Here is a 12,226-nt window from a genome sequence, read left to right on the forward strand (position 1 = left end):
GCCTCGAAGGCCAAGCCTCGTCAGCAGCAACGAAGTTCTACGCGCTCGCTTTCTGAGCGACACGACACGACGCGAACTTGCTCGGCCCGGCACTGCTACTGCGACAGAACCAACCTGCGTACTGCTTGCCTTGCTGGTCATCGGAACGTCGCTATCGCTGTTTTTCATTCGTACCCTTCTGGAAGTGGCCCCTGTGGTCCTTGCAAGAGACACTTTCTCCATGCAGCTTGTGCAAACCCTCGTGGCCGCTGTTACCGGCTTTGTGCTTTGCGCCGTGGCGTACGAGATCCACCGCAGTCTTTGGCCGATGCTTTAGGGGAGGCGCCATGGAGCTTCGAGTTCGACTGGCCCGATACCTCCTTCTGCTTGTTGCGAGTTGCTCGACTGCCTTGCCCTCGCAAGCCCAAACGGCCCTCACGCAAGAGGTCTATGAGACGCTGGCCTGGGCGCTGAAAGACCCTGTCATTCACACGCAGCGCGACGCCCTCGACTACGTGAAGAAAAACGGACGGCCCCAAGACGGCAATTCGCCGAGGGCATTTGTCGACGAGTTGGGGCGTTGGCTGGCACTGGAAAAGGAGATTCCCGATCGCATCCTCGCGGCACAGGCTGCACGCGCCCTGGGGCCGGCAGCGTCCGATCTGGCCAGGCAGGTCGCTTCCTTGCTCGATTCGCGTGATCCCAAAGCGAAGGTCGCGGCAATCGAAGCCTTGCATGCGATGGGCGACGCCGCGCATGACTGGCTGCTGCCAGTCCGGCTGTTGGTGGACAGCGAGGAGGATGAGGTTCGCGCGGCTGCGCGCCGTGCGGCCGGGCTCTCCCTCGAAACGCAGGAGCTGACGCCAGAACACGGCATGGCGCCGGGCGTCCACTTCATCGACGACTACATCGACATGCTGACGGACCCCGACGATCGCAAGATCGGCATCACGCAGTTGGAGGCCGCCGTCGACGGCATCTCGGACGACCAGGCCCGGCGCCTGTCGCGCTTGCTTGGCCATCGCGATCCCGAGGCAAGGACGGCCGCCGCCGAAATCCTGGGAGGCATGGGCGAAAGAGCTGGCAGATACACGGGCCAGATCGCGGCGCTGCTGCGCGACCGGTTTCCAGATGCCCGCATTGCCGCACTGCAGGCACTCGCGGGCATGGGCAAGGCGGGCGCCAGGCAGGCACCAGCCGTCGCCGCCCTGCTGAGTTCGCGCGACCCGGAATTGCAGGCAGAGGCGATCGACACGTTGGGCAGCATGCTGGAGTTCGGCCCCGTTCCGTCGGCACGAGTCCTGGCACTCAAGGGTCATTCGGACCCGATCGTCAGGCGTGCGGTGGCGCAGTTCATGGAGCGACTCGACGCAAGCCAGGCCGGTTCAGCCGCAGCCGGTCCAGCCGCAGCCGGTTCAACCGCGGGTGGTCAGAAGGCATCGAAAAAGGTACTCGCAACTGGCCCTGTGGCGCCACCGCCCGCAGAGGCATCGCCCGCGGCGCCATCCCCTGCTTCCCGGAGCAAGTCGACGTCCAATGCCGCTAGGCCTGGCCTTCGGGAACGCGCGTTCTGCCTCGATCGCCGCATGCGCATCGGTGGCTCGAGGTTCGAGTGCTACCTGCTCGGGCCGCTGACCGTGGACCAGTGGCGGCTGTTCCTCGTGGTCAATGATCGCAATCCCGGCGACTTCCCCGAGATCCGGTCGATGGATCTACAGGACGCCCGCGAGGTCCTAGATGTCCTGGTTGACACCCTTGACGCGACGGGCAAGTCGGCCGCCGGCGAAGCGTTGCCGTGGGATTCCGCCCTGTGGAAGTACATCGCAGTCCTTGCCACCAGGTTGGTGCACGAAAAAGCCGGACAGTTCAATGATGCCGGCCTGAGACGCATGCGCGAGCTGCGCCAGAAGATGCTGGCCGCTGGCTTCGTGCCAGAAGCAAGCGAGATGGCAAAGGCGATCGACGGTCACCCCTCCTCCGCCCGGCTGACGGCGTACAGCACCACCCTCGCAGTGGGTGCGCTCTACTGCCTCGCGTTGGCATGGATCCTCTGGCTGGCCCGATGGTCGCCTCGTGCTTTCCGGATCATCACGGATGACGGCATCTCGCGGCTCTTTCTCGTTGGCCCCACCGCGCTCATTGCTCACGTCGATGCAGTGCGGCTGTGGGTCCTGGATCTTTTCTTCTCGAGCAAAAAGCGTGCGCTTCAGTCAACGCAGACACCCGCCTACGCGCCAGTTCCGCTGCGCAAGGCCGCCGGAGACGTTCTATTGAGCGTGGACTTCTTCTTCCCACATGCAACACGCAGGCGCGCCTGGGTTCAGGGCAAGAGCGGCATGGGGAAAACAACACTTTTTCGCGTTCTCGTGGAACGTCATTTCAGGACCCATCGAAACGCGCTCGACGCTGGGTCACGCTGCGGACACGTGCTCGTGCCTCTTGAGGCCCGGCAGTTTCTTCCAGACGGTGAAGACAAGGCCGACCCGGAACTGGTGCTCCGAGCCATCGGACGCGTCATGGCCGAACAAGGCCAGACGTTCGATAGCTTGTCGCTTCTCAAGAGCGTGATGCACTCGGGAACACTTGCGATCGCCATCGACGGTCTTAACGAGGCCGACCGCAACTTGGCAGTCAAAGCATTTGCCGCGAGTTTCCCTGCCGCGCCAATCCTCGTTACTTCACAAGACGATCCGCCAACCGGATTCGAGGCCTGGCGCCTGCCATCGAAGGTCGAGGACCTGACCGACCTGCTGCTCGAACTCTACCTGCCGGCCAGCACTGCGGCGGCGGTCGCATCCGCGATCTCGGCATCGGGACTGAGAGGCGAATTGACATCGGGGTACGACGTGAGCCTGCTGTGTGAACTGGCACGTGACCGGAGCCCACCGATGCTGCCCACGCGGCGTGCGGATCTTTACGACCACGTGCTCGCTGCCGCCTTCTCCGACGCCGACGCCGATGGCGACACCGCGAACGCGCGCCAGACCGCTCTGGCCATGGCCGCCTGGGGTGTTTTGTGCGATCGGTCGCAGGGCCGCCGGTTCCTGCAGCCGACCGACGATCTTCCTTACACCGTGCTGAGCGCCTTGGCCGATGAAACAGGCAGAGCGGGCAAGGTGCGGTTGCTCAGACAGGCTGGCAAGGGCTTCGAGTTTGTTCATGACCAGATGCACCTGTACCTCGCGGCCAGCTGGCTCTCGCGCCCAGAGCGTTCAGGCCGGCAGATCGCAGCGCTCTTCAATTCCACGGACCTGTGGAAGCACTATGCAGGGACGGACGGGGAGCCGCTTTGGCGTTTCCTGATGGATGCCTTGGACGATTCTCGATTGCACGAACTCTGGGATGCACTCAATCTTGTCAGAGACTGGGAGCCGCTGGCCAGGCTTCTCGCGATTGAGCTGCGCAGGCGAGGCGTGCCGGCGCCGCCCGCCTGGCCGATCCTGGACCCGCAGCCGGGAGCAGACTAGACGCAATTCAGCAAGCGGCAAACAGCGCTGCCTGGAGAGTATCCATTTCCTGGGGGTGTGCAGTGCAGCAAAGTAAGCTTTGGGGATGGAAGCCGGGTCATCTTCTGGGCCAGAGGTCCTGCAGCTGCGCGCCGTGGTGCGCAGCATCAGCCCGCTGATCTGGCGGCGCCTCCTGGTGCGTGGCGACACGAGCGTCGCGCGGCTTCACCAGATCCTTCAAGTCGCGTTCGGCTGGCAGGACATGCACCTGCACGGCTTCGAGATCCGTGGTCGCGAGTACGGGGTCCATCAGGAGGGCGGCGTTTTCTTCGACACCGACGCGCACAAAGCCCTGATCGGCCACCTGAAGCTGCGGCGCCTCGAGCGATTCACCTACGAATACGACTTCGGCGATTTGTGGGTGCACGACCTGCGCATCGAGGCCTTGCCCCTGGATATCAAGCGCGTGTACCCGGTGTGCATTGCAGGCCGGCGTGCCGCACCTCCGGAGGATTGCGGCGGTCCGCATGCGTTCATGGCCACTCGGTTCGACTACACCCTGATCGGCGAGAGCAGGTCCCGGCAGGAGTTCGAGGATCTGCTCGACGACGAGGTCGAAGACGAGGAATGGGCCATCTTGCGCCACTACCAGCCCGACCGCTTCGATCGGCGCGCCGTCAACCGAAGGCTCGCCGCGTTGGCTGCGCCGTCTCAGGAAAGGTAGGCCCAATGAGAGTCACCGTTCAGGTTTGCATTGAGCGGGCCGGATCGCGCCCCGTCACCTTACCGCTTCACTCCATCGATCGTCCGTGCGAACAGGTGCAGGACGTCGGACTCGCCCTGGGCGATGCCAAGACCATCCTCGGCAAGCTCCAGCAAACGCTTGTCCAAGAGCAGTTGGATAGCTACCTATCCGACCGCAGGGCGTGCCCGCATTGTCTGAGACCTCGAGCGATCAAGGGCTACCACCCGCTGCGCTTTCGCACCGCCTTCGGAGATATCGACTTGCGCAGCCCCCGTTGGCGCCGCTGCCGCTGCGAGCAATTTCGGGAAGCCACGTTCTGCCCGCTGAGCGAACTCCTGACGGTGCACACGTCGCCGGAGCTGGCGTACCTGGAGGCCAAGTGGGCAGCGCAAGTCTCCTTCGCGGCCGTGAGGGCGCTACTGCAGGAGGTGCTGCCGATCGAACATGGACTGCATGAGGAAACCATCCGCCAGCACGTTCGGGCCACCGCGGAGCGACTCGAGGCGCAGCTCGGTCCGGAGCAGTTTGCTTATGACGGCGGCTCCCAGCGCGAGATCGAAGCTTCACCGGAGCCGGCCGCCCCGATCACGGTGGGGCTGGACGGAGGCTACATTCGAGGTCGCGAGCGCCTGCCCGGCGCCAACGGATGCTTCGAGGTCATCGCCGGAAAGAGCATCCCGGAGGAAGGTGCGGCCAAGGTTTTCGCATTCGTCCATCGGATAGACCGCAAACCCAAGCGGAGGCTGCGCGCCGTGCTCGAGTCACAGGGGATCCTGCCTCGACAGCACATCACCTTCCTTTGTGACGGCGGCGACACGGTGCGCGAGCTCGGCGCGTTCGTGCACCCGCGATCCGAGCACATTCTGGACTGGTTCCACGTCGCCATGCGCATCGAGCAGCTCTTGCAGACGACGCGCGGGTTGCAAGGCCCGGCGAAGGAAGACCTCCTCAAGGGGATCGAGCGCGTCAAGTGGTTCCTGTGGCATGGAAACGTGATCCGCGCCGAAGAGACCTTGTACGACTTGCTCGAAGAGATCGACGGCATGCGCGAGCAAGACAGGCAAGCTGGGCGGCCGCCCTCGATCGCGCTCAAGAAACTTGATCGGGCGCTGGAAGAATTCGCGACCTACGTCGACAACAATGCCGGCGCCATCGTCAACTACGGGGAGCGGTACCGATGCGGGGAACGGATTTCTACCGGCTTCGTCGAATCCGCGGTCAACCAGGTGATCGCCAAGCGGTTCGTGAAGAAGCAGCAGATGCGCTGGACGCCGCGCGGAGCACATCTGCTGCTCCAGGTTCGCACTCAAGTCCTGAATGGCGAACTACGCGCGGCCTTCCAGGGGTGGTACCCGCGGTTCGGCGCACCGGCTCAGCCGCCGCTCGCGGCGTAGCGGGAAAAGGATGCTGCGCTGCACACCCCAAGGAAATGGATACTCTCGGTAACGCGGGCAATCACCTCGCCCCAGTGCGAGCGAGCCTACACAATTTTGACTATGCCTTGGATCCTGCCTCGTGCCATGATTGCAGGGGCACAGCGCCGATTCGAGCGAGGAGGTGGCCATGGCGAGAGTCAAGATGCACGACCTGGTGCTGATTTTGCCGGGAATCATGGGAAGCACTCTCCGTCAAGTTCGCACCACTAACCCGTTTGATGTTTGGTCGATATCGGGCCAGTCGCTTTGGAAGGCGCTTTCGTCGCTCGGGGGCAGCCTGCAAAATCTGCAAGTCCCTCTCCATGATCCACGGTCCGGCGAGGCTCCGCCGACAGACCTGCGCGCTACTGGACTGATCAATGATTTTCACGGCGTCTTTGGCCTTTGGCGCATCGATGGCTACGACACGACTCTGAGGGTGCTTCTCGATCGATTCGAAATGCGAATGGACACAGCGGATGGGTCGGTGATCAATGCCAACCTGATCACCTTTCCTTACGACTGGCGACTCTCAAACCGTGTCTCCGCAAAGAGCCTCGAATCATTCGTGGCCGACCGGTTGCCGCGATTTCGCGATGCCACCCAAAATTCGCAAGCCAAAGTGATACTCATCGTGCACAGCATGGGCGGCTTGATTTCGCGCTATTGGCTGGAAGTGCTCGGGGGATGGAGAGAGTGCCGCGCGCTCATCACATTCGGCACCCCGTACCGAGGCGCTGTGGATGCGCTGAACTACCTGGCCAACGGGTTCAAGAAGGCTGCATTCAACAAGACACTTCTCGACTTGTCCGAGGTTGTTCGTTCGTGCCCGGCGGCATACGAACTGATGCCGAGCTACCCTGCGCTCAAGGTGCCCTCGTCGACGCCGGAGGGATGGGCTTGGGCCGTTCCGGGCGAATGCAAGGGCCTGCCGAAAGGCGTGAACCCTGACTACGCGCTCGCCGCGCTCGACTTTCATCGCCAAATCGAGCAAAGCATTGCGAGCAATCAGCAGAATTCTGACTATCGCCCCTACCCGATCTTTCCGGTGGTTGGCGTTCAGCAGACGACCTTGAATTCAGCAATCCTCGACGGCGGCGTGCTGACGGCGAGTGAGTTGAGGCCGGATTGGCTCGAGACAGGCCTGGGTGGTGGGGATGGCACCGTTCCGCGCCACTCGGCGGCTCCTGAAGACCGTGCGGAGGATATGCGAGAGGTATTCTTTGCCGAGCGTCACGCTTCGTTGCAGGGCAATGATTTTGTCCTCACTGACCTGATTGAACGTCTAACCCAAATCCAGGCGCGCAAGCCCAAGCCCCTGCGCGGCGGCGTTGCAGCACCCTTACGTTCGATCGCGCTGCAGTTCGATCCTCTTTACGTACCCGGTGAGGCGGTTGTCCTGCGGGTCGACGCGCAGGACCTTGAGTCCCTTGGGCCGCCACAGGCCAGGCTCGTTGCGCGCAGAGCGGACCTACCAATGCAGCAGCGGGACTTTTTGAAGACGGGCGACCACTGGACCCTCGACTTCGGCGAACTCCCGGCAGGCCAGTACTCGCTTGAAGTCGCTACGAAGCTTGGCGGGCCGGGCGCCCCGACCCCGATCCATGAGGTGATCGAGGTTGCCAACAAGGAGTGAACCATGGCTTGGCCACCGATTTCCCTGAGCGCGGACAAAGAGTTGGCCCACTATGTGCTCGAAGACGAGTCACACTTGATCAATCTCGGCTTCAATCGAGAGTCCGCGCTCGGCACGCGCGAGGGAATCCGCCAGATCGCGCAGGTGCTCTATGAACGGTTAACCGAGCGATCCATCAACTACGCGCTCGAGCGCTTCGAAGCAGATCGCCGGATTCAACATGTGCGAGCGCCCGAAGCAATCCTCAATCGAACCCAAGAAGGAACTTGCCTCGACTTGGCACTGTTGTTTGCCGGACTGGCCTTGGGCAAGGAATTGGTGCCGTTGCTCGTCGTCCTGGATGGCCACGCCCTGGTGGCCGTGTCGCTCGAGTTCACGCGGCGCACAGCCGACAGCATGGCGCGATCCAGCAAAGAAGGCAAATGGGTTGACGAAGGCCTGTTGCAGGATGCCGAGACTTTGCGCGCGCTGATTGATAACGGCGGATATATCGCGATCGAGTGCACCGGATTTGCGGTAGGCAACACGTTGCAGAAGGAAACTCCGGAAGGGGCCGGGCGGATCAATGGGCTTCTCGGCTTCGATGCGGCCGAGGCCGCGGGTCGGGCCCAGCTTGACTATGACTCACGCCCCTTCCGGTTCGCAATCGACGTCGCAGTGCTGCGGGATCGGCATGCCGTCTTGCCCTACGACGCCCCGCCGCTAGCAGGCGCAACAACTCCCTACCGACACCGGCTCGAAAGACTAATGGCTAAGGAGACGTTGTTCGGTGGCCGAGATCTCGAGCTTGCTTGGCTGGACGACGCAGTGACGGCGAGACCGAGCGGCCACACGCTGGTCACGGGACCCTCGGGTTGCGGGAAGACGGCCCTGCTGGTCAACTGGGTGCGCCAGCTTCTCGAGCGCCGTCCGCAGAACGGCAAGGATTTGCCTCCCAAACTCGCGTATGTTTTCATCAATCGAGACGCCGAACTCGCGGAGCAGGCAGTGATGCACTTGCTGTACCACCAATTGATTCGGGTCCACGGCCGCAGGGAGGACGTGCCACGGGATCTGCCCACCCTCGAGCAGCGGTGTGTCGAGCTGCTTGAAACACCACTGCAGGAGGGCGGTCGGCTGATCGTGGTGATCGACGGCCTGGATGAAGCTGAAGCGCAGGGCTGGAAGCCGGAGTTCCTGCTGCCTCGATCGCCATTGGAAGGCATGCACTTCGTGTTCAGTGCGCGTGAGATGGGCAGTCGCGACTGGGTGCGATGGCTTTCGCTGGACGCTGGAAACGTGCGCACCAAACGCCTCTCTCAGTTCGATTTCAAGGCGGTTGGCGCATTGCTGCGCAGCGCCCCGGGCGGACTGGCACAAAAGGCGGGCGACGAGGCGTTCGTCCAGGCGCTGCTGGATGTTTCCGAGGGTGACCCCTTTTATCTGAAGTTCTTGATCGAAGACTTGGCCAGCGCCGAGGCAGCGGGCATCGCACTCGATGTCGCCGCTGTGGCAGCCAAGCCAGTTGGTCTGGCGTACTACCTCAAGGGCTGGTGGACTGATTTGGCGCAGGGCGCGGCCGACAAATGTGTGCAGAACCTCCTGGGGATCCTGGTCGTGGCAGATGGATCGCTGTCGCGTGCGGCGCTTCTGGAAATCGATCCCGCTGGGCCGATCAATTCTTACACCGTGGACGGCGCCATCGACAAGATCCGGCGCTATCTCATTGGCGACGACGACGCAGGGTATTCGATCTCACACCCTCGGCTGCGCGAGTACATCAAGAAGAGCTGCCTTTCGCCCGCCGATCTGCAGAACTATGCAAATGCCTTGGCGGCATGGTGTGAGCGTGCCTGGCCGGACCAGAACCAGCCCTACGCCCTGGAACACGTCATCGCCCGACTTTGTGATCAGCGCCTGACCCTCCGCCCGGAGGCGCGGCCGGCCCAGACAGCGCGGATGTGCAAGATCGTATGCAATGCGGAGTTCCGAACGCGAAGGAAGCGGGACCTCGACGGGATAGCGCTCGATGAGCGCGACTTCACTGTAGTGCTGCGCGCGTTGGTCGAAGACGGCCCAGCGAACACGATCCGCATGATCGTCGAGACTGCGTTCGCGCTGTTTGAGGCGCGTCGCAGCGTCGGGGACCGCGCAGCGAACATGTTTCATCAATCCAGCTTGGGAAATCCATCACGCGCCACCAAGCTGCTCCAGTACGTTGCACCTGAAGGGGATTGGCGCAGTGCCGCTCTCTTCGTGTGCGCGGGCCTGTGCGCATTGACGCATCCCGAGCGGGCACGCGCCTTCATGGGCAACACGGCCAACGACTCTCGATCCGAAGGATTCGACCCGACACTTCGCCTGCTCGGAGAACGAGTCCGCGACGCGCTTGCCCCAGACCCAACAAAGGCCACCCCGCGGCAGTTGCCCTATCCGCCGTTCACCCTGCCGATGGACCGTGTGGATGCGGAGACAGTCCGAGCCATCGTCGTTCGCATGGGCGGCGGAGGTGATGCCGAGCGTATTGCCGCCCACATCGATCCGAGCATGATCGGCACATTGCTCGACGAGAGCGCCGATGCAAGGCCGGTGTTCCTTGCGGAGCGTGACAGCCGGTGGTTGGTGGCCTTCCTCGCTCAGGCCGATTTCCAAGGCAATTCCGCTGAGGCCGTCGAGGCCGACGGGCTGATCAAAAGCTATGTTGCAGCGCACGCTCTGAACCCATACCGTCAATACCGAAACAGGTCTCTTTGGGCAGTTCTTGGCGCCGTGCTATGCCTGCCCGATACGCGCCGCGTGTTTAGCCTTGCCCGTGCAGTGTGCGAGGCCGCGCTTAATCCTGTGTCCGTCGACTATCGGGAAGCGCTGCAACTGGCGCTGCTTGGGCTGGGCGCGCGCCACGGCGACGCCCCGCAGCGACTGGAGTTGGACGAGCGCGTTGTGCAGGCACGCTCGGCCGCTGAGCGCTTGCATCCGACTCGCTCTGAGGCGGACACCTGGGGCGCGCACTGCCGGCGCCTGGCCGCGCTTGCGGAAGTAACCGCATTGTGCACAGTGGATCAAGAGACGCCTGCGGAACTCCTGGACCTGGCCCGTCACTTGCCGTTTGGCTATGCCGGTTTTCAGGCAATGGCAAGCCTTGCGCTGGCAGACGCGCACGCCGTCTGCCGGACGAAGGATCAGACTGCCATCCACGAATCGCTGGAAGCCGCAGCGCGCTCGGCGCACAATGTTCAGGAATCGAAGTTCTGCGCGTTGACCACGGCCCGCGTCAACGCCATCCGACTGCGCTGGTTCCCCGGCCGTGTGGCGGATGTGGCAGGCGTGGTGGAACGGTTTGGCGCCGACCCCTTTGCCCCCGAGTTCGCGCCGGTGCACATGTCCGGAGAGCGCTACGAGTTGAGGGCCTCTGGAGAACACATGCTGCCGATTCCGGCCGTTTCACTGCAAGCCAGAACGCTGGCCGACATCGCGTTGAACGTGTACGGACTCAAGCCCGGGCAACTGAGCATCATGAATCCGGTTGCTGGAGATGCGCCAGAGATGCTCAATGTACCGGATCGTGCTTTCGCGCCGCTTCTCGCTGCGCGGCTGTCCGCCGAGATACTGGGGAGGAGAGCAGAATTCGGCGACGATGCGGCGTACTTGATAGCTCGGTTGGTGCCCGTCGCCACCGCCGACGCCACTGCCCTGGACTTGGTACTGGCGCGGCTTGCATTGTCCGTCGATCTGGCCGATTCAGAGACAATCGCCAGCTTGTCCGCCCTCGCGCCAAAAGACTGGATGGAGGCACCGCTAGCGACTCGTGGTGTAGAGGCTCGGGGACTCATCGGTCGTGTTTGAGCTGCGAGGTTGTCGCCGAATTTCGGATAGCCTGGGCGGCCCGGAGCAAACACAACACCACACTCCGATGCGTTCATAGCCAAAGTCTCGGCGCTCGCGTCATCCTGCCGAGCTTTGCTCTTACCTTCGCCAGGCTGAAAATGCGTGGGACGCATTGCTCTCTCCGTCGTCATCTGCTGTTGGCTTGGCGTGAAGTAATAGAAAAGCTGCGTCCTTTGGAGAGTGTGCAACAGTTTGGGAGGCTGAATTCAATGGTCAAGCTCCCCCTGGAACCCGCTGCCGTTACGGCGGATGCCACGACAGCTGTATGCCCGTCCTCGACGCCTTGGCCAACGCTACAAGTCGAGTTGGCGATAGCTCGCCGTTGAGGGCAGCGACGCGGACCTGCGCCAGGCAATGGGCCCCTTCGTCAGTCCATCGCATTTGCCGCTTCTTCGCCATCCGATGGCTCACGACCAGGTTCACGGGGTCTACTCGTTTTCGGTGCACAGACTGACGGTGCGCAGAGCCAGCGCTGGCGCCGACCTTCGTTTGCAAGTCCTTGATTTGATTGCATTTCCTGTTCGCTTTTCAGGCGCCCATTGATAATGAGGGACGATTGCGGTGCGCCCGATACGATGCGTTTGATCCGGGCTTGGAGCCGGGCAGCACCCGGCCGCCGTATTCCCCGGTGAGCGATGCTCGCGGCGGCAGACCGGAGCATCGAAGTTCGTCGCCTGTAACTGCCGCAGCGCCGCGAGTGCTGTACTGCGTCGATATTGCTTTCTAGTTTTCCGGCAACGACTGAAGTGATGGGCTCTCTTTTTGCGCAACTCGAGTTCCTCGAACTCGAACGATCTCGGCGAACTGCCCAGAGGAGGGCCTAACGAGGCTCCGCCTCAGACCGACGAGTGATACGCGCGCCTTCTCGCGGGCGGTTGCTTCGGAGTAAGGTGGCTCCGGTCGAGCCGTCTGGGCCAGGCCCAGAAGTATTTGGAGCTCGAAGCTCAATGGGGTCCGAAGACCCCGTGGACGACCGGAGCCGACGATGAAATTACCACACAGCGTCTGCGAAGTCTTGCGCGAGCACGTCGTGCTCGAAAGCGAGTGCATCGACCGGATGTACCTCAACGTCTACGTGCCGCAGTTGCAGCGCATCGGCGGCGTGGTGTGGTACCTGCGCGGCCACCTTGGCCAGCGCTTC

Annotated in this window: 6 protein-coding genes; all 6 read left to right on the forward strand. The window is 62.8% G+C overall.

The window, feature by feature from the left end; translation table 11 throughout:
• Positions 1 to 316, forward strand: a 316-nt coding sequence (locus QTI66_RS38665; RefSeq protein ID WP_286565683.1) for a hypothetical protein, incomplete at its 5' end; no start/stop codon positions are given.
• Positions 317 to 326: 10 nt separating this feature from the next.
• Positions 327 to 3,446, forward strand: coding sequence for a HEAT repeat domain-containing protein (locus QTI66_RS38670; RefSeq protein WP_286565684.1), 3,120 nt, complete (start codon positions 327 to 329; stop codon positions 3,444 to 3,446).
• Between the two features lie 85 nt (positions 3,447 to 3,531).
• Positions 3,532 to 4,149 (forward strand): plasmid pRiA4b ORF-3 family protein, encoded by a 618-nt coding sequence (locus tag QTI66_RS38675; protein ID WP_286565688.1) that lies wholly within the window; start codon positions 3,532 to 3,534, stop codon positions 4,147 to 4,149.
• A gap of 5 nt (positions 4,150 to 4,154) precedes the next feature.
• The gene (locus tag QTI66_RS38680; protein ID WP_286565685.1) at positions 4,155 to 5,564 is read left to right on the forward strand and encodes an ISKra4 family transposase; all 1,410 of its coding nucleotides are present in this window, start codon (positions 4,155 to 4,157) and stop codon (positions 5,562 to 5,564) included.
• 169 nt (positions 5,565 to 5,733) lie between these two features.
• A complete protein-coding gene (locus QTI66_RS38685) occupies positions 5,734 to 7,221 on the forward strand; it encodes a lipase/acyltransferase domain-containing protein (protein ID WP_286565686.1) in 1,488 nt (495 codons plus the stop codon).
• 3 nt (positions 7,222 to 7,224) lie between these two features.
• The gene (locus QTI66_RS38690) at positions 7,225 to 11,043 is read left to right on the forward strand and encodes an ATP-binding protein (protein ID WP_286565687.1); all 3,819 of its coding nucleotides are present in this window, start codon (positions 7,225 to 7,227) and stop codon (positions 11,041 to 11,043) included.
• Positions 11,044 to 12,226: the final 1,183 nt, after the last annotated feature.

The organism is Variovorax brevis, assembly GCF_030317105.1.
Taxonomy (GTDB): domain Bacteria; phylum Pseudomonadota; class Gammaproteobacteria; order Burkholderiales; family Burkholderiaceae_C; genus Variovorax; species Variovorax brevis.

Bases quoted from the DNA above. Each gene is read 5' to 3' on its own strand.
- QTI66_RS38685 (WP_286565686.1), top strand. From the start codon at position 5,734: ATGGCGAGAGTCAAGATGCACGACCTGGTGCTGATTTTGCCGGGAATC.
- QTI66_RS38690 (WP_286565687.1), top strand. From the start codon at position 7,225: ATGGCTTGGCCACCGATTTCCCTGAGCGCGGACAAAGAGTTGGCCCAC.
- QTI66_RS38675 (WP_286565688.1), top strand. From the start codon at position 3,532: ATGGAAGCCGGGTCATCTTCTGGGCCAGAGGTCCTGCAGCTGCGCGCC.
- QTI66_RS38680 (WP_286565685.1), top strand. From the start codon at position 4,155: ATGAGAGTCACCGTTCAGGTTTGCATTGAGCGGGCCGGATCGCGCCCC.
- QTI66_RS38670 (WP_286565684.1), top strand. From the start codon at position 327: ATGGAGCTTCGAGTTCGACTGGCCCGATACCTCCTTCTGCTTGTTGCG.